General features: G+C 40.2%; 14 protein-coding genes. 13 read left to right on the top strand and 1 reads right to left on the bottom strand.

What is annotated here, in order from left to right:
* Positions 1 to 2: 2 nt before the first annotated feature.
* From AB5170_RS00790 to AB5170_RS00760, 7 genes are read left to right on the top strand one after another with little or no spacing between them, the layout of a single operon-like run.
* Positions 3 to 233 (top strand): hypothetical protein, encoded by a 231-nt coding sequence (locus AB5170_RS00790; RefSeq protein ID WP_330602628.1) that lies wholly within the window; start codon positions 3 to 5, stop codon positions 231 to 233.
* A 44-nt stretch (positions 234 to 277) separates the two neighbouring features.
* Positions 278 to 1,105, top strand: a complete 828-nt coding sequence (locus AB5170_RS00785; protein ID WP_173770660.1) for a hypothetical protein — start codon at positions 278 to 280, stop codon at positions 1,103 to 1,105.
* 39 nt (positions 1,106 to 1,144) lie between these two features.
* Positions 1,145 to 2,617 carry an RNA-binding domain-containing protein gene (locus tag AB5170_RS00780; RefSeq protein WP_368361724.1) on the top strand — a complete coding sequence of 491 codons (1,473 nt, stop codon included), beginning with the start codon at positions 1,145 to 1,147 and terminating at the stop codon, positions 2,615 to 2,617.
* Between the two features lie 9 nt (positions 2,618 to 2,626).
* Complete coding sequence (gene pglZ, locus AB5170_RS00775) at positions 2,627 to 5,269, top strand: BREX-1 system phosphatase PglZ type A (RefSeq protein WP_195379255.1); 2,643 nt, start codon at positions 2,627 to 2,629, stop codon at positions 5,267 to 5,269.
* Between the two features lie 20 nt (positions 5,270 to 5,289).
* Positions 5,290 to 7,407 (top strand): protease Lon-related BREX system protein BrxL, encoded by a 2,118-nt coding sequence (gene brxL / locus AB5170_RS00770; protein WP_368361725.1) that lies wholly within the window; start codon positions 5,290 to 5,292, stop codon positions 7,405 to 7,407.
* 22 nt (positions 7,408 to 7,429) lie between these two features.
* On the top strand, positions 7,430 to 9,070 hold the full coding sequence (locus AB5170_RS00765) for an ATP-dependent endonuclease (RefSeq protein ID WP_368361726.1): 1,641 nt from the start codon (positions 7,430 to 7,432) through the stop codon (positions 9,068 to 9,070).
* Positions 9,063 to 10,151: a UvrD-helicase domain-containing protein gene (locus AB5170_RS00760; protein WP_368361727.1), complete on the top strand. Its 1,089-nt coding sequence runs from the start codon at positions 9,063 to 9,065 to the stop codon at positions 10,149 to 10,151. Before AB5170_RS00765 ends, AB5170_RS00760 begins: the two co-directional genes overlap by 8 nt.
* Positions 10,152 to 10,365: 214 nt before the next feature.
* Here the strand turns inward: AB5170_RS00760 and AB5170_RS00755 are convergent, their stop codons facing one another.
* The gene (locus tag AB5170_RS00755) at positions 10,366 to 10,815 is read right to left on the bottom strand and encodes an XRE family transcriptional regulator (RefSeq protein ID WP_368361728.1); all 450 of its coding nucleotides are present in this window, start codon (positions 10,813 to 10,815) and stop codon (positions 10,366 to 10,368) included.
* 584 nt (positions 10,816 to 11,399) lie between these two features.
* On the opposite strand from AB5170_RS00755, the gene AB5170_RS00750 reads away from it, so the two are divergent.
* The 6 genes from AB5170_RS00750 (at position 11,400) to AB5170_RS00725 (ending at position 19,627) form a co-directional block, all read left to right on the top strand.
* Positions 11,400 to 14,444, top strand: coding sequence for an SrtB-anchored collagen-binding adhesin (locus AB5170_RS00750; protein WP_368361729.1), 3,045 nt, complete (start codon positions 11,400 to 11,402; stop codon positions 14,442 to 14,444).
* Between the two features lie 238 nt (positions 14,445 to 14,682).
* Positions 14,683 to 15,009 (top strand): YdcP family protein, encoded by a 327-nt coding sequence (locus tag AB5170_RS00745; protein ID WP_008393304.1) that lies wholly within the window; start codon positions 14,683 to 14,685, stop codon positions 15,007 to 15,009.
* A gap of 15 nt (positions 15,010 to 15,024) precedes the next feature.
* On the top strand, positions 15,025 to 15,408 hold the full coding sequence (locus AB5170_RS00740) for a YdcP family protein (RefSeq protein WP_008393305.1): 384 nt from the start codon (positions 15,025 to 15,027) through the stop codon (positions 15,406 to 15,408).
* A gap of 590 nt (positions 15,409 to 15,998) precedes the next feature.
* Complete coding sequence (gene ltrA, locus AB5170_RS00735) at positions 15,999 to 17,264, top strand: group II intron reverse transcriptase/maturase (protein ID WP_368365030.1); 1,266 nt, start codon at positions 15,999 to 16,001, stop codon at positions 17,262 to 17,264.
* Positions 17,265 to 17,409: 145 nt separating this feature from the next.
* Entirely contained in the window at positions 17,410 to 18,168 is a 759-nt protein-coding gene (locus AB5170_RS00730; protein ID WP_006857111.1) for a helix-turn-helix domain-containing protein, read from the top strand.
* A gap of 64 nt (positions 18,169 to 18,232) precedes the next feature.
* Positions 18,233 to 19,627, top strand: a complete 1,395-nt coding sequence (locus AB5170_RS00725) for an FtsK/SpoIIIE domain-containing protein (protein ID WP_368362035.1) — start codon at positions 18,233 to 18,235, stop codon at positions 19,625 to 19,627.
* Positions 19,628 to 19,758: the final 131 nt, after the last annotated feature.

The raw sequence follows: 19,758 nt of genomic DNA, 5'->3' as shown, positions 1-19,758 counted from the left end.
GTATGATGACTGCAAACCCGATTTTACTTCAGAAAAAATATGCCCGTGTCATTGAGTGTTTTGCCAAACAGCAGGGACTTTCACTGGATGAGGCATTGGGATTATTTTATCATTCCGAAGTTTATCGGCTAATGCGAGATGGTGTTTCTGATATGCACTGTATGAGTGATCTGTATCTTGCAGAGGAATTAAGACTGGAATATACAGAGAAGTTTCTGGAAAATCGCCAATAACTGAAATGTGAGTTTGGTATTTATTCGTGATGAGGTGCTACAAAATGATTGATTTTAACAATCCGAACACGTTCCCCAAAGAATTGAGAAATTGGGGAACTGAATTTGAAAAGATGATTTTAAGAAGAGTAAATACGGATAATATTGAGGAATGGTGGCAAATTGAACATCAGTTGCAAGATATTAGAATCGATGAATCGAAGTTGGTTACTGATTTTGTTAAAGATAATATGGATACAGAAATTGCAGTATGTCATTGTACACGTATTTTAGATGAGAATGAATATTGGAAACATGGTCTTGTGACTGCGGGAGGGAAAAACAGTGCTGGCGAGAAACGATTACAAAAACTCCTTGTGGATATAGGTTTAGATGATGACAAAATAGAAGAAGTATTTTCGCATGTATATTATTTATGGAATCGAGATAAACAATCCAGAACAAAGCCGGTACATTTCTTTATTGATAAAAGTCAAGTATATAAGGACGATCAATTAAACCATTTTGCTATCAATTTAGGGGGCGAAATTTTGCGATGGTCTTTGGAGGCGATTGACAGGGAACTGTATAAAGAAGAACCTTATAAGCGTTTATGGATTATGGGGACTCCGTCTGTAATAACATTTAAGGTAAAATTAGATGATATTCATGAGATATATCGCAATAGTTTAATTGCCGAAATAGTCAAATATAACATAACGAATGATCTCTTTGGCTTTAATTATGAATTTGAATTTACAGGAATGACAGTTGGAGATGTTCCGCCGCAAAATATTTTAAGTATCGAAGAAATAAAAGATTACATACAAATGCAAGAAAAATATTCCGATTATAAGGGATTCTATGATGAATTGAAAAGTGACTTTAAATAATCAGGTGGCGAATGCTACCAAAGAGAGCGAGGTGTTACAATGACCATAGAAGAAATTCTTGCAGGAGAATCGAAGAATGTGGAGTTCAAAGAGAACCTGCCGGAGAAAAGCATCAAATATATGAAGTCTGTGGTTGCCTTTGCAAATGGAACCGGAGGAAAAATCATTTTCGGAATTGCTGATAAAACCAGAGAGGTGGTTGGCTTTGACAAGGAAGATGTATTCAAGAAAATGGATGCCATAGCCAATGCCGTATCAGACAGCTGTGAACCGGCAATCATCCCGGATATTACTTTACAGACGGTCGATGGTAAGACGGTCATTGTGGTAGAGGTTTCTGAGGGCAGACAGCGTCCATATTATATCAAAGCCCTTGGCAGAGATGGCGGTGTATATGTCCGTGTTGCCGGAACAACCCGCCTTGCCGATGAGTATATGGTAAAGGAGTTGCTGTTCGAGGGCAGTAACCGCTACTACGATCAGGTTTTGTGTACAGGACTGAATATCACGGATGAAGATATTGATGCTCTTTGCAAAGCAATGAAGGAACAGGCAGTCAGGAATGCCCATAATGAGGAACAGAAAGCATCTATCAAAGATGTCGGCAGGCAACAGCTGCGTTCCTGGGGTGTTTTGATTGAGCGTGATGGAAAAGATTATCCGTCCAATGCCTTTGCTATTTTGACAGGCAACGGTGGACTTCATGTTGCAACGCAATGTGGCGTGTTCAAAGGTACAACGAAAGCGGTATTTGTTGACCGTAGAGAATATACTGGTCCGCTTTGGGAGCAGATAGATGAAGCATTTCAGTTTGTTCTGAGAAATATTCATCTGGGTGCTACTATTGTGGGAATTTATCGCCAGGATGTTTATGAGATTCCACCGGATGCTATTCGTGAGTTGATTATTAATGCCATGGTACATCGTAGTTATCTGGATCATGGTACAATACAGGTTGCGGTATATGACAACCGATTGGAAATCACTTCTCCAGGAAAGCTGCCAATGGGACAAACTATGGAACGTATGAAAGAAGGCTATTCCAAAATCAGAAATGAAGCCCTTGCCCATGCGTTTGCGTATATGAATCTGATTGAGCATTGGGGAAGCGGTATTCCGAGAATTATTGATAAAGTGAAAGCTGCCGGACTGCGGGAGCCGGAGTTTATTGGTGGCGAAGTGGATTTGCGTATCAATATTTATCGAGGTCAGGTTGATACCAATAACGCCACATTTAACGCCAATGGCACTAAAAATGGCGCTAATGGCGTTAAATGTAGCGCCGATGATGGCACTAATGGCACTGAAGTGCCGCTTAATAAGGAACAGACGCAGATAGAAAAATTGTTGCAGATTATAGAGAAGAATCCATCTGCAACACAGGCATATTATGCGGAAGAAATGGGTATATCGAAAAGAACGGTTTCTCGAATATTTGCTTCTTTACAGGAAAAAGGTAGATTGGTACAGGGCGGAACAAAACGAAAAGCAAATTGGAAGATTATACGGTAGGAGGACAGCATGGATACAGATAAAATAATACAAGATTTAAATCGCAGGTTTGCTGCACCTCTTCCTGAGTTTTATCAGCGTCGTATCATTTTCTGGTACGATGAAGATAAGGAATTTGAGGATAAGCTGGATGAAGTGGTTTTGGAAAATGCAAAGGTGATTGCGCTGACTGGAAATAATGCGTTTTCTGTAAAAAAACTGCTTTCAGTAGATGATTTGACCACAAATTATCTGGTTTACAGTCCGTGTGTCTATAACCGCCCGGATGATAACTGGCTTCTGGATGTGGAGCTTTACAGCGAAGAGTTTCGGGCAGATCTGATTTCTATCTGGATGGATGAGATGGGACTTATATCAAATCCGGCAATGAGGAAACAGGTTAAAAATTATCGTGCTTATTTCAATGCGAAAGACCGTCGTTTGAAAGTTAGCACACAGAATAAAGTTCCGGAAACACCGGCACAGTTACACATGGCTGTCATGGCGGCAATCTGTGGATTGAAGGATGCACAGCCTAATATGATTCTCCGTAGTGTGTTCCAGGCAGGACTTGATTTGAATAATAACACGATTTATCAGGATTTTGTAAAATATCATGCGGACGCAGCATTTTGGGCGATGGTTCGTCAGGGATGCGGATTTGTGGAGGAAGAACCAGATCTTGGGCGGTTGGCAATTCATCTGCTTTTAACTGCGGCGACCCGTACCATGCGGCAGGAATATCTTGCCGGACTGGACGGTTTTATTTCCATGCCACATCAGGCATATTGCTATGATTTTATTTCTGAATGGCTTCATAGTGATAACATTCCGCAATTATATGATGTGGCTCGTTATGTTGAGGATGAAGCTCGTCTGTATCAGCGTTTTGAAAAGCTGACAGTAGAAGATTTGGTAGGAACAGAGTGTTTTCCGTGTATTAATGAAGTGATTCTGAAAAAGTTAATGACAGAGATCAGCGACCATATCATTGATGTGGATACCATTACGAATACCGTTGAAAAACGGAGAACTTGTGTATGGTATGAGCCATTTGAGAATTTTTATGACGGTATCTTACAAGTGGCGAATATGCAAAGTTTCTTTAAGGAACATTCTGCCGGATTCCATACCGCAGAAGCGAAAAGTATCTGGAAAGAATATACAGAGAGTTACTATCAGATGGACACTTATTACCGTTTGTTCCATCTTAGTTTTCAAAAGAGTTTGGAGGCTTCCAATATTCTGTTGGATGATCTATTTAAGCACGTTGTCGATAAAGTGGAAGGACTCTATAATCATTGGTTCTTAGGTGAGTTGGGCAACAATTGGTCGGATGTATGTGCGGATGAACTGGCAACTTACGGTAAAGTTCTGGAAGTACCGCAACAGGAGGATTTTTACCGTTCCCGTATCCAAGCCTCGGATACGAAAGTATTTGTAATTATCTCAGATGCCATGCGTTATGAAGTGGCAGCTACGATGGCAGATCAGCTTCAGCGAGAAACGCAAAGTAAGGTTTCTATCAGTAGTATGCAGAGTATCTTCCCTTCTACTACAAAGTTTGGTATGGCGGCTTTGTTGCCGCACAAAGAACTGACAGTAGAGGTTCGGAACGATATTTTGACGGTTTTGGCAGATGGACAGTCTACGGCAAGTACTTATAGGGATAAGGTTCTGAAAACAGAAGATTCGGCAAGCGTGGCTTTAAAGTATAATGACATCATTGCTATGAAACGAGCGGAAAGAAGTGCTTTAGTAAAAGGTATGGATGTGGTCTATATTTACCACGATACCATAGATGAAGCCAGCCACACTTCGGATACTGCTGTTTTTGCTGCGTGTGACAAGGCGATTTCAGAATTGAAAAACCTCGTGCGTATCATTGTAAATGAATTTGGTGGAACGAATATTTTAATTACGGCAGACCATGGATTTCTTTATACATACAGTCCTTTGAAGGAAGATGACAAAGTAGATAAAAGAGGCTTTTTTGATGTGGATGTAACAAATTCTGATATCAGAAAAAAAGAAAGCATCAAGCGGTGTGTAGAATATGGCAGAAGATATGCAATTATGCAGAAAGGTGTGCAACCAGATTACTTGATGCCTGTAAAATTCCTGGGCGGAAATACAGAATTCGATGGATTTGCACCGAGAGGAAGTATTCGTATCAAAATGAATGGCGGCGGTATGAATTTTGTGCATGGTGGTATCAGTTTACAGGAAATGGTTGTTCCGGTGATTGAGTATCATTATCTCCGCAATGATTCTATGGAATATAGGCGAAATAAGCAGAAATATGATACTAAGCCGGTAACGGTTAATTTACTGTCCGCAAATCGTAAGATCAGCAATATGATTTTTTCATTGAACTTCTATCAAAAAGATGCGGTCAGTACAAACCGTGAAGCAGCAACCTATCAGGTTTATTTTACAGATGAGGATGGCAAGCAGATTAGTGATATTCAGAAGATTATTGCAGATAAGACCAGCGATAACGGTGCAGAAAGAACTTTCCGTTGTCAGTTTAATCTAAAATCTCTAAAATACAGCAATACAGCTACTTATTATCTGGTAATTGCAGATGAACAGGGATTACAGATGCCACAGCGGGAGCCATTCCAGATTGACATCGCCTTTGCGGTGGACGAGTTTGATTTTTTTAGTTAAGGCCGCAGGAGGAGAGAAAGATGGAGCAATTTGCAGAGGGTGAAAGTACCCGTGAAGAAATAAAGAACAAGCTCCGTCAGAACTTTGACGGTAAGATTGTTCGGAAAGACCTGACAAAGAAAATCAAAGAAGGGGCGAATGTCCCAGTTTATGTTCTTGAGTTCTTGTTGGGACAGTATTGCAGTTCAGATGATGAGACGGTTATAGAGAAAGGCGTACAGAATGTGAAGCGTATTCTTGCTGACAACTTTGTACGCCCGGATGAATCACAGAAAATTCTGTCTCAACTGCGTAAAAAAGGTAGTCACACAATCATTGATATGGTGACTGTTCGATTGGATATGAAAAAGGATTGCTTTTTTGCAGAGTTTTCTAATTTGGGCGTTGGTAATGTACCGATTGCCGATGAATATCCAGAAAAATTTGATCGCCTGCTCTGCGGCGGTATCTGGTGTATTGTTCAGCTGGATTATGAGGTTGAAGGCGACAATAACTTTGGTATTGAGGACATTGATGGAAATCCGCTTCGTTCCAAACAGAAAAAGCAGAAAGATATTTCACCAATTAGTATCCGTAAGTTGACACCAATCCAGATGCCACACATTGATATTGATGAACTTAAGCAGGGACGAAAGGCTTTTACGAAAGATGAATGGCTGGATATTCTTCTTCGTTCTATCGGCATGGAGCCAGATGAATTTACATATCGTGAGAAATGGCTGCTCCTGACCCGTATGATTCCATTAGTTGAAAACAACTTTAATCTTTGTGAGCTAGGACCGAGAAGTACCGGTAAATCTCATCTTTACAAAGAGATTTCACCGAACAGTATTTTGATTTCCGGTGGACAGACGACGGTTGCAAACCTGTTTTACAATATGGGACGCAAAACAGTCGGACTGGTCGGCTTATGGGATTGTGTAGCCTTTGATGAAGTGGCAGGTATCAAGTTTAAAGATAAAGATGGCATTCAGATTATGAAGGATTATATGGCATCCGGCTCTTTTGCCCGTGGCAAAGAAGAAAAAGCTGCTACTGCGTCCATGGTATTTGTGGGAAATATCAATCAGAGTGTGGACGTGCTGTTGAAAACGTCCAGTCTGTTTGCACCTTTCCCGCAGGAAATGGGAACAGATACAGCATTTCTTGATCGTATGCATTGTTATCTTCCAGGATGGGAGATACCGAAGTTCAGACCGGAGCATTTTACCGATGATTACGGTTTTATCAGTGACTATTTGGCAGAGTTCATCCGAGAGCTTCGCAAGGAGCAGTATGGAGATGCACTTGATCACTACTTCCGCTTGGGGAGAAATCTGAATCAGCGTGATACAATTGCGGTTCGTCGTATGATAGACGGTTATCTGAAGTTGATGTACCCAAATGGTGAGTTTACCAAAGAAGAACTGGAAGAAATTATTCAGATTGCATTGGAAATGCGTCGCCGTGTCAAGGAGCAATTGAAGAAGCTGGGTGGCATGGAGTTTTATGATGTGAACTTCTCCTATATAGACCTAGAAGATATGTCAGAACATTATGTTTCCGTACCAGAACAGGGTGGTGGTAAGCTGATACCGGATGGAATGTGTAACCCGGGGCAGATTTATACCGTATCCAGAGGAAAAAGTGGCATGATTGGTGTATTCCGTTTGGAAAGTCAGATGCTTCCAGGCAATGGCAAAATTGAACGGACTGGCTTAGGCAGTGATTCTAAATGCAAGGAAGCGGTGAACACGGCATTTAATTATCTGAAAGCCAACGGCAATCGGATCAGTGGTTCTATTAGTACATCGACCAAAGACTACATCATCAATTATCAGGATTTACAGGGAATTGGTATGACAGACAAATTGGCACTTCCAACATTAATTGCACTTTGTTCGATTGCCCTTGGAAAGCCTGTTGTTAGCAACTTAGCAGTGTTGGGAGATATAACAATTAGTGGTACAATGATAAAGGTGGATGAACTTGCCAATACACTTCAGGTGTGCCTGGATAGCGGCGCAAAGAAGGTGCTGATTCCGAGTACCTCATTTGTTGATTTCGCAAGTGTTCCTGCTGATCTGATGAGTGCATTTCAGTTGATTCCGTATCAGAGTGCTGAGGATGCGGTGTTTAAGGCATTGGGGGTAGAGTAAAATCGAAGATAGGAGGCTACGAATGGCTATTGAGAAGGTAATTATTCAAAATTTTAAGAAGTTTAAAAATCCGTTTGAAATAAAATTTAATGAAAATATCAATCTTCTGGTTGGTGATAATGAATCTGGAAAATCTACTATTCTTGAAGCCATTCATGTGGCTTTAACGGGTATGTATGCTGGTCGAAATATTAGAAATCAGCTATCAACATATTTATTTAATAGAGAAGCAGTTGAGGAATACCTGGCATCAGTGGAAAATGGACAGCCGATTGCACCTCCAGAAATAATGATTGAGTTATATTTCAAAAGTGGAACATTGCCTGAATATGAAGGAAATGGTAATTCCGAAAAAAGTGATGGTATAGAGGGAATCAGATTCACAATTAGTTTTTCTGATAAATTTAATTCAGAATATGAAAGTTTGCTGAAAACAGAAAAAATTACAAGTTTGCCTATTGAATTTTATGAAGCTAAATGGTTTTCTTTTAGCCGAGATGAAAAAATGCCCAGATTCATACCAATAAAGTCTGTAATGATTGATTCGTCAAATTACAGATACCAAAATGGGTCTGATGTATATATTTCCAGAGTAGTAAAGGATTTCCTTGAACCAGAGGACATAACAGCAATAACACAAGCCCATAGAAATATGATAGATGAGTTTGCACAAAATGAAGCAATTCAGTCAATCAATGAGAAAATTAGTGCAGCGTCTACTGTTATGAATGGAAAATTATCATTGAGTGCTGATCAGGGAGTTCAAAATTCTTGGGAGTCAAGTTTGGTTACGCAGGTGGATGGAATCCCGTTTGCTCATGCTGGAAAAGGTGCACAATGTATTATAAAAACACAATTAGCTTTAAGTCATAAACAGGCAGAAAAAGCAAGTATTATTTTGATTGAAGAACCTGAAAGTCATTTGTCTTTTTCTCGATTAAGCGAACTAATGGGAGTTATTGAAAAGGCTGCATCTGGTAGACAAATTATAGCATCAACGCATAGTAGCTTTGTCGCTAATAAACTCGGACTGGAAAATTTAATTTTGCTTTCAGGCGATAATTGTTGCTTGATGCAATCGCTCAAAAAGGAAACTTTTGAATTTTTCAAAAAAGTGGCAGGTTATGATACACTGCGATTGATTCTTTGTAAAAAATCAATCTTAGTAGAGGGCGATTCAGATGAGCTGGTTGTTCAGCGGGCATATATGGATACTCATGAGGGGCGGCTTCCTATCCAAGATGGAATAGATGTAATGACCGTAGGTGGGGTGACATTTAAGCGGTATCTTGAAATTGCACAGACACTAAACAAAGAAACAGCTGTTGTTACGGATAATGATGGAAATATTGAAGCTGTTAAGAAAAAGTACAAAGAATATGAAGAAATACAATGTATTCATATATGTGTTGATGAGGTAGTGGATACAGGTGATTTGAAACTGTCAGATAAGGATTTTAATTATAATACCTTAGAGCCGAAAATATTAAAAGAAAATGGACGAGAAGCAATGAACAATATTTTTGGAACTAACTACGATACGGATGATGAGATGCACAAATATATGCACGCTCATAAGACGGATTGTGCCATAGCAATTTTTGAATCGGCTACGAGAATTAAATATCCTGAGTATATAATGAGGGCGATAAAAAATGAGTAGTCTAATTATTGCGGCGGCAGGGGCAGGAAAAACAACATTTCTTGTAAAGAAGGCATTGGAGATTTCTGAAAATGTTTTGATAACAACTTATACCGATGCTAATGAACAAAGCATTAGAGACAAATTTTACGAAATAAATGGTTGTATTCCATCCAATGTAACTATTATGCCGTGGTTTTCGCTGCTAATCAAGCATGGTATACGACCTTACCAAAGCTATCTTATAAATAATAGGGTATCCGGTGTGTTATTAGTGAATATGGCAGATAAAAATTTGTTGAGACTAAAGGATACAAATGAGAAAAAATATGTCACGGCTTCCGGTAATGTATATTCAAATATGATTTCAAAATTGCCCTGTGTTTTGGACGAATTATCGAATGGATGTGTATTTCGCAGAATACGAAAAATTTTTTCTTATGTTTTTGTAGATGAAATACAAGATTTTGCCGGATATGATTTAGAAGTTATAAAAAAGCTGCATGAGGTTGGTTGCAACATGACTTTAGTAGGAGATCCCCGTCAGACGACGTATCGAACTCATTACGAAGCAAAATATAAAAAATATGCAGGTGGGAAAATAGTGATTTTTGTGCAGGATAATATTGCCGGAATGAATATTGATACCACAACATTATCGACATCTCATAGAAATAATCAGATTATATGTGATCTTGCAAATCAGATGTATCCTGATATGAAGCCATGCAATTCTGCCATGAATGAAAAAACGGGACATGATGGAATATTTTGGGTTCACGAGAATGATATTGATAAATATGTAGATATATATAATCCTGTTCAGTTGCGGTATGATAAAAGAACCAAGGTAAATCCCATCCCAAAAACGATGAATTTTGGATTGTCCAAGGGACTTACTTTTAATAGAGTCTTGATATACCCGACGAAACCAATGCTGGAGTGGTTGTCAGGAAAGTCCAAAGATATGAAGGATGAAAGTCTTTCTAAGTTTTATGTTGCAGTGACGAGAGCACGGTATAGTGTGGCTTTTGTATACAAGACAAAACGACTTCCATCTAACGATATTGGAACAAAGTGGACACCTGATGTATTGGAATAAATAATAGATTACACGACAAGAAGTAATTTAGTTGTTATAAGTAATAATACTGTGTATTGGCATAATTTAAGTTTCGCTAAGTTTCACTTATATGGGTGTTTGAGGAAAATTTAATAGGAAAAACATGAAAAAAGCACTGAAAACCGTTTGAGTATTGGTTTTACAGTGCTTTTTCTTTTGCCAAAGAGGAAAAATGCAGTGAATTTAAGTTTTGTTAAGTTTCACTGAGTTCTGATTTTGCAGAGCGCCATTGTTTCTTAGGTTCAAACTTTCCACAATCATCACAGGTATATGGCCAGTTGATTTTCCACTCAAAATACTCATCTCTGGTAATTTCACCGGATTTCAGTTCATCCATCCGAACCACCCATTCTTTCAGAAAATCATTCAGAACCCCATAATCAAACCACATACAGACAGGAGCATGGGCAGGCCAGCTATCATTGTCATGGTAGTAAACGGAAGTGTCAGCTACTTCATTGCATTTTTCACCGGGAAATATCCGAGGGAGAAACAGATGCAGGGCAGATGGATTAAATTCATCCAGCCAGAAAAGCAGTTCCATCATTTCGGAAGCGTCACGTCCAGTGGTATCATAGAGGGTATAAGGATTAACATCAAGAGCCTGTGCCATTTTATCGACCAGATCTTTTTTGGGGAACACGAACGCCTTTTTCATATTGTACAATTCTATGTTGATCGGTCAGTCCAATTTTCTCTGACAGTTCTTTTGGTGTCATTTTCCGGAATGTCCGGATTTTTTTTAGCTTCAGATTAAAATTCATAAAGTCACCTCTGCATTAGTCCTGATAAACATCCATTGAACATAGTAAAATTAAGGAATGAACAACTATTAGCCATGTGAAGCTGTGATATACGTCATGCACAGCTCGGAAATTGCATGCTCGTAGAGTTCACACAATCTTCATAAATAATTAGCACTCACCTCTTGTTATTACAGCGTAGCTTTTGTCTTAGTTCATAGAGTGCCGTAAAGTGCTTATTTACAGGCTTTTTACGGGTTTTATGAATTTATCACATTTCATCAAAAATCGTCAATATACAAAAATTTGGTGTCAAAATTGGTGTCAAATAACCTTGATTTGAGATTTTGATGAGTAACACATCAGTAAAAAAATTGAATATTTTATAGACTATGGAACGCCTAAAATGACGTTCCTTTTCTATTTCCAGCCGTTCTTATTGGACGGCTATTTTATTACCCAAAATGAAAGGAGCATTAGATTTATGAAAAAGACATGGAAACGATTGTGTACGGGCTTCTTAGTTCTTGCAACTGTCGTTACTGCTTTACCGACTACACCTGTCCATGCAGAAAGTAAGCAATACTGGACGGAAAGTGCAGAGCGTGTCGGTATCATTGAAAAAGTAATGAATGACGGTTCTATCGGTTCGACATTCAATGAGGGCTATATGAAAGTCAAGGGCGAAACTGCCTATTGTATCGACATCAATACAGATTTTAAGAATGGCTACAAGACCAGAGCTGACGCAAGCTCACGCATGAGTGCCGACCAGATTTCAGATGTGGCGTTATCCTTAGAGTATGTCAAACAGTATGGCGAAACTCACAAGGAATTGAACTACAAGCAAGTCTATCTGTTGGAACAATGTGTGGTCTGGCAGAGATTGAGCGTACATCTTGGCTGGCAATGTGATAACGTGCGAGCTTCTTATGATGAAATTCCAAAGGCAACGCAGGACGAAGTTTTCTCTGGTGCAAGAGCCTTTGTCAAAAAAAATAAAGGACGCTATGAATGTGGCGGTTATATCTACTCTGGCGAGGGGCAGGAATTGGGACAATTCTGGGCGAAGCTGAATGTCGGAAATGCGAAATTACAAAAGACTTCCAGTAATACTAGCATTACAGACGGTAACGGGAATTACTCTATTGCAGGTGCAACCTATGGTGTCTTTTCTGATAAGGACTGCACGAAACAGCTTGCTCCCCTTACGACTGATGAAAACGGAAATACAGATATTGTAGAGGTAAAAGCAGGCACAGTCTATATCAAGGAATTATCCGCACCAGCAGGATATAAAGTGGATAAAACTGTATATTCCTTAAAGGTTGAAGCTGGAAAGACAGCAACATTGAAAGTATCTGATACGCCAAAAGTAACGGACACTTTGATTGAGCTTTTCAAGATTGATATGGAAACACAGAAAGACAATCCGCAAGGGAACGCTTCTTTAGCAGGTGCGGAATTTACATGGAAGTATTATGCAGGCTTCTATACTAAAGACAATCTCCCTGCCGAAGCTACTCGTACATGGGTTACAAAGACAATCGCTGAAACAGACAGCGACGGGACAACTCACTACATCACAAAATTAGCGGACGCATACAAGGTATCTGGCGATAGCTTCTATATGCAGGACGGCAAGGAGGTTCTTCCACTTGGAACGCTAACCGTTGAGGAAACGAAAGCTCCAAACAGCTACTTATTAGAGGGTGCATATATGCAGGCTGGCGATAAGTCCGAACAGATTAAGGGCTTATATGTAACACAGATTACCGAGGACGGCGACCTTGCCGTATTATCTGGAAGTAACCAGTTTTCCGTATCAGACAAGGTTATCCGTGGCGGTGTGAAAATTCAGAAACGAGATTTAGAAACGGGCGATACAAAGCCACAAGGAAGTGCCACATTAAAAGATACTGCTTTTGACATCATTTCCTTAAATGATAATGCGGTATTGGTTGAGGGCAAGCTATACAAGAAAAATGAAGTAGTAAAGACAATCCGTACAGATATTGAGGGTATCGCTTCTACTTCTTCTGACCTCTTACCTTATGGAAAATTCCGTATCGTTGAAAGTGAAGCTCCCGACGGTTACTTAACTGACGGTGCAAAACCGATTGATTTTACAATCACAGAAAATGGAAAAATCGTGGACTTAACAGACGAAGCCCATTCTATCTACAATCAGATTAAGCGTGGAGATATTGAGGGTGTAAAAATCGGTGCAGGCACACACAAGCGTCTTGCTGATGTTCCCTTTAGGATCACAAGCAAGACAACGGGCGAAAATCATGTAGTGGTAACTGATGATAACGGGCAATTCTCCACTTCTGCTGACTGGGCTTCTCATAAGCACAATACCAACGCAGGCAAGACCAGCGAGGACGGTGTGTGGTTTGGAACTTCTGAACCAGACGACAGCAAGGGTGCATTACCCTATGATACCTACATCATTGAAGAAATGCGTTGCGATAGTAACAAAGGCTTTGAACTTATCCCACCTTTTGAAATCGTGGTATCAAGAAATAACCTTGTGATTGATTTAGGAACGCTGACTGATGAATACGAAAAAGAAATTTCTATCCATACCACAGCGACCAGCAAAGACGGCGAAAGGACTATCCTTGCAGGAAAAGAGATTACGATTGTTGATACTGTAAAATTGGACGGACTTACAAAAGGCACAAAATATCAGCTCAAAGGCTGGCAGATGTTAAAGGAAGAAAACGCCGAGCTTATCATTGACGGGAAACGTGTAGAAAACGATTATACCTTTATCGCTGATGATGAAGAAATGAAAGTGGAAATTTCCTATACATTCAATGCGTCTGCTTTAGGTGGCAAAAACCTTGTTACCTTTGAAGAATTGTATGATTTAAGCAATCCAGACGAACCCGTGAAAGTTGCAGAACATAAGGACATTGAGGACGACGGGCAAACGGTACTTATCACAGAGCGTATCATCAAAATTCATACGACTGCTACCGATAAGGACGGCAACAAAGAACTTGAAGCAGGAAAAGACGTTACAATCATTGATACCGTAACCTTAGAGGGCTTAGAAGTCGGTACACAGTACAAACTTGTGGGCTGGCAGATGTTGAAAGAAGAAAACGCAGAGCTTCTTATCAATGGAAAGCGTGTGGAAAGTGATTATATGTTTACCGCTGACAGCGAAACTATGAAAGTGGAAGTTGCCTTTACCTTTGACGCTACTTCTCTTGACGGCAAACAGCTTGTAACTTTTGAAGAATTGTACGATTTAAGCAATCCAGACGAGCCGAAGAAAGTTACCGAGCATAAGGATATTGAGGATAAGGGACAGACAATTACCTTTAAGGAAAAGCCAGAAGAACCAGAGAAACCCGAAACACCACCGACACCAGAAAAGCCTAACAGACCTAGCGACAGTCCCAAAACGGGCGACAGTACAAATGTAATGGCATTTATCGTGATGTTGCTTGCGTCTGCTGGTGGACTGGCTGGAACATATCTTTACAAACGCCGTAAAATGAAGAAATCATAAGGCGGTAACGGTATGAGGAAAGAAAAATCACGCTCTCCGCCGAAGCTGTCAAACGGCAGACTTCCGCTTATTCTGGCTTGTCTGCCTACAACCTGCAAGAACACGGATAGTCAAGGGTGCGTAAGCATTGATTTTACCCTTTACTATCTGGGGGATTGCTGGTACTTCCCAAACCGCCAGAATAAGAAATCACAATCAAAAAACTTATCAAAAATAGAAAGAAACGAGGTAAAACACTATGGAAATGAAATATGTCGTGCCAGATATGGCACAGTCTTTTGGAACTCTTGAATTTGCAGGCGAAAGCGAGCCAGTCTTTGAAAGAGATAAAAATAACCGCAGGGTCTTAACCAGACGAAGCTATAACCTTTATTCTGACGTACAGAAAGGCGAAAATGTTGTCGTGGAAATTCCCGTGCAGGCTGGCGAAAAGCATTTCAAGTATGAGCAGAAAGTAAAACTTGTCAATCCGAAGTTATATGGCAGAGGTTACGCAATCGGGGATATGGGACATACCGATTATGTGTTAGTTGCTGATGATATTGTAGCAGTTGAAGAAAAGTAAAGGAGTGAAAAAATTATGAGATTATCAAACGGTTTTGTTATTGACAAAGAGAAAACATTTGGAGAATTAAAATTTACAGCGGTGCGTGATGTGTTCTTGCAGAATGAGGACGGGACACCGAGTACCCAGCTTAAAAAGCGTATCTATGATTTGAAGTGCAGTCTGCATGGTGGAATTATCCCCGTGTCTGTACCGCCAGAAGTACCGTTAAGGGAATTTCCGTACAATGCAGTTGTTGAGCTTGTCAATCCCGTAGCTGATACGGTATCACGAAAAACCTATACGGGTGCAGATGTGGACTGGTATGTAAAGGCAGAGGATATTGTATTGAAGAATAAAGGCAACCAGAACGCAGGCAGTCCACAGTCCCCTACACCGCAGGGACAGCCGAAAAAATAAAAATTCTCCTCATAGGTTAGAAAAATAGCGGTACTCTCCCGTTAGTAGATTGCCTACCTTATCGTAAATGGTTAAAATAACGATAGGAGGTGTGCGCCAGTTCGGTGCCAAATATATAACTGGTGGGAATCCAGTCTGGTAAGACTTAGCAAGTCGCCAGTACCGAGTCCTTGGAACACCAAAGGCTAACAATGGTGTTTAAGCGTAGGACAGGGAACAGGAACGCCGTAATGCGTAAGCGTGAAGTGATTGAGCTTCGTTAGAAATATCAATTGTGTGGGGTGGTCTGCTACCTCCTTGGGTCACCAACAAGGATTAGTCGTTAAAGCGAGACTATGAAAACACACCGGAGTCCTAGAGCATGGCATACCTGATATCGTTATATTTGACATACCTGGGAGACCTGGATGGTTCTGTACATGAGACAGTAGGGAATATCGACCAATGCAATGGTGAGTATGAACGAAGACCATTGAGGAGTCGGATTCGTCCATAGTACTGATGAAAGCAGTAATGACGCTGGAGGGAAGGGACGGACAATAAGTTGCTTTTGCAATCAAAACATAGAGAGCACAGGAGGCATAAAATCTATGGAAAAAGAGAAAGCAGAAATAGCCAGTCTCGTAGAAAGATATGGCAGAGTTCAGTCGCTAATGAAATATGTCAACAGTGACACACTCAAAGAGTCCTACAACAAACAACCCAAAGGGAAAGCAGTAGGAGTGGATGGAATAACCAAGGAGCAATACGGAGAGAACTTAGGGGAAAACATAGAGAGTCTGCTTGTCAGAATGAAGAAGTTTTCCTATAAACCATATCCCGTGCGCAGAGCCTATATCCCAAAAGGTAATGGCAAGATGCGAGGACTCGGCATACCGTCATTTGAGGATAAAGTCGTTCAAGGTGTCTTTAAAGAGATACTGGAAGCGATTTACGAGCCTAAGTTCAAGGAGTTTTCATTTGGGTTTCGTCCAAACAGAAGTTGTCACGATGCCATTCAAAGAGTAAACAAACACATCATGGCAGACAAGGTCAATTACATTTTAGATGCAGACATCAAGGGATTCTTTGATAACCTAGACCATGAGTGGATGATAAAATTTCTTGAGCATGACATAGCAGATAAGAACTTCATCAGATATATCAAGAGATTTCTGATAGGGGGAGTTATGGAGGATGGTAAGCGACTGGATACAGAAGCTGGAACAGTACAGGGCGGTCTGATTTCGCCAGTGCTGGCAAATGTGTATCTGCACTATACCTTAGATACATGGTTTGATTATGTGAAAAAGTATGAGTTTAAGGGAGAAATGTACATGGTACGCTATGCAGATGATTTTGTATGTCTGTTCCAATACGAGAATGAAGCACAAAGGTTTTATCAGCTTCTGATAGAAAGACTGCGTAAATTCAGTCTTGAAATTGCAGAGGATAAAAGCAGAATTCTACCATTTGGCAGATACAAGGGAACAAAGGAATCCTTTGACTTTCTCGGCTTTACACACTACAATGCGACAAGTCACTGGGGCAAGTACTGTGTACTGCATAGAACAAGCAGGAAGAAGCTGAAAATGAAAAGAGAAGCAGTCAAGAAATGGTTATGGGAGCACATGCACGAAAGCATAGCCGATACCATAGAAGCGTTGAATGTGAAACTGACGGGGCATTACAGATATTATGGAATCTATGGGAACTACATAGGTTTGCAAAAATATTACAAATATGTGAGACAGGAGTTATGGAAAAGCAAGAGACGCAGAGACCAAACGTATTGGCTGACGTGGAAGAAATATATGAATATTCTAAAGATACATCCACTGGAGTATCCAAGGATATATCTGAAAAGTGCGTATTAGGTAAATGGCTTATTGAAGAGCCGTATGCCTTAATAGGGCACGTGCGGTTCTGTGAGGGGCTTTTGAGACTTGAACCTCTCATCGCAAAACAATATATGATGAAAGGATGTGAAAAAGTCGAGACAAAGTCTACTCGACGGCACAAATGTATCAAATCAACAATGAAAAATTCGGACACTTTTTAGCCGAAGTGCGAAAAGAAAAACAAATGACACAAAAGGACTTAGCAGATAAGTTGTTTGTGTCGGATAAAACAGTTAGTAAATGGGAACGTGGAAACAGTATGCCAAATGTTACATTACTTATCCCTATTGCTGATGTACTTGGTATTACAGTAACAGAACTTTTACAAGGAGAAAAATTAAAAGAGAACAAGACATTAAATAGTGATGTGGTAGAAACTCTTGTTGTAAACTCGTTAGACTTGTCGTTGCGTGATACAATTCGTCAACGAAAAAAGAACTGGATATTTGCATTTCTTATCTCAATCGGTGTGGTAGTTATAGAAGCAATATTATTAACTGTTTCTGGAATTTCCATAGAACAAATGGGAGATAGTTTGTATATATCTTTGTTAATGCTTTTGTTTGCAAGTTGGCTTTGCATTTTTGCAAAAGAATTATTACCGACATATTATGATACAAATAAAGTTAATTTTGTATCACAAGGAATTTTCAGAATACACATGGCAGGGCTATCTTTTAATAATGCAAACTGGGGATATGTATTAACAGTATTTAGAGTATTTACATTAGGAACTGCTATTCTATATCCTATTATTTGCTATATCAGTTTTTTAGTTGGTGGCATTTCATTATGGAATACTGTAAAATATCCAGCTATAATTATTTTGCTGATAGGAATGTTAGTAACAACCTATATTGTTGGGAAAAAATACGAATAATGATATAAGCAGTTAGTCTTAGGATTGACTGCTTTTTTCATACCCAGAAAGGAGTGATTGATTTATGCGTAAGATTTGGAACAAAGGACACCGTATCAGAGCCAGCGACAAACACCTTGTCTATAATTTTTCCATAGGGACGCTTCTGTTTGTATTCGTGGCGGTTCTCCTGCTACTGAATATGAAACAGCTCATGCGTACCGATTGGGAAAATTTCAGCTTGTTAGAGAACGGCTTGACGCTTTCCACATACAACTTCATAACCATACTGATAGCGACTGGTGTTTGTGCATTGGTCGCTTTTCTGTATTACCGCTTCTGTTACGATAATTTCAAGAAGCTCCTGCACCGTCAAAAGCTGGCAAGAATGATACTGGAAAATAAGTGGTATGAAGCCGATACCGTACAAGACAGCGGTTTTTTTACTGACCTGCAAAGCAGATCAAGGGAAAAAATCGTCTGGTTTCCAAAGATTTACTATCAAATGGAAAAGGGACTGCTTCATATCCGCTGTGAAATTACGCTGGGAAAATATCAAGACCAGCTTTTGCGGTTAGAGGATAAATTGGAAAGTGGCTTGTATTGTGAGCTGACCGACAAGACCCTGCATGACGGCTATATCGAATATATCCTGCTTTATGATATGATAGCGAACCGCATTACCATTGATGAAGTACGGGCAGAAAACGGCTGTCTTAGATTGATGAAAAATCTTGTCTGGGAATATGACGCACTCCCTCACGCTCTGATTGCTGGTGGGACTGGTGGCGGTAAAACCTATTTTCTGCTGACGCTCATTGAAGCCTTACTGCATACCGACGCTGTCCTTTATATCTTAGACCCGAAGAACGCTGACCTTGCAGACTTGGGAACAGTTATGGGAAATGTGTATCATACCAAAGAAGAAATGATAGATTGCGTCAATGCCTTTTATGAGGGCATGGTACAGCGAAGTGAGGAAATGAAGCGACACCCGAACTATAAGACGGGCGAAAACTACGCATATCTTGGACTGGCACCCTGCTTTCTTATCTTTGATGAATATGTAGCATTTTTTGAAATGCTTGGGACGAAAGAAAGCGTGAGCTTACTTAGCCAGTTAAAGAAAATCGTTATGTTAGGACGACAAGCAGGTTATTTCCTTATCGTTGCCTGCCAGCGTCCAGATGCAAAGTATTTCTCGGACGGTATCAGAGATAACTTCAATTTCCGTGTGGGGCTTGGGCGTATCAGCGAATTAGGCTACGGTATGCTGTTCGGTTCAGATGTGAAAAAGCAGTTTTTCCAGAAGCGTATCAAGGGGCGTGGCTATTGTGATGTGGGAACAAGCGTCATAAGTGAATTTTACACGCCTTTAGTCCCGAAAGGACATGATTTTTTGCAGACTATCGGCTCTCTTGCACAAGCAAGGCAGGACGGGACGGCGACGTGCGAAGCGAAAGGCGACGGCACGGACTAGCCGTTGCTGGTGTGGCGTAAGCCACGCCAGCAGGTAAAACCCCTCGGTATCTAACAGAGGGGTACGTTTGCAAATAGACAATAGACAAAAAGCATAGGAAACATAAGGCTTCTGACATGGTTTCCTAACAA

The sequence above is a fragment of the Ruminococcus sp. RTP21484sp1_RTP21281st1_A8_RTP21281_210402 genome (genome assembly GCF_040914025.1).
GTDB classification, from domain to species: domain Bacteria; phylum Bacillota; class Clostridia; order Lachnospirales; family Lachnospiraceae; genus Blautia_A; species Blautia_A faecis.
Note: the sequence above shows the minus strand (reverse complement) of the source record. Positions and strands in the feature narration are given on the sequence as shown.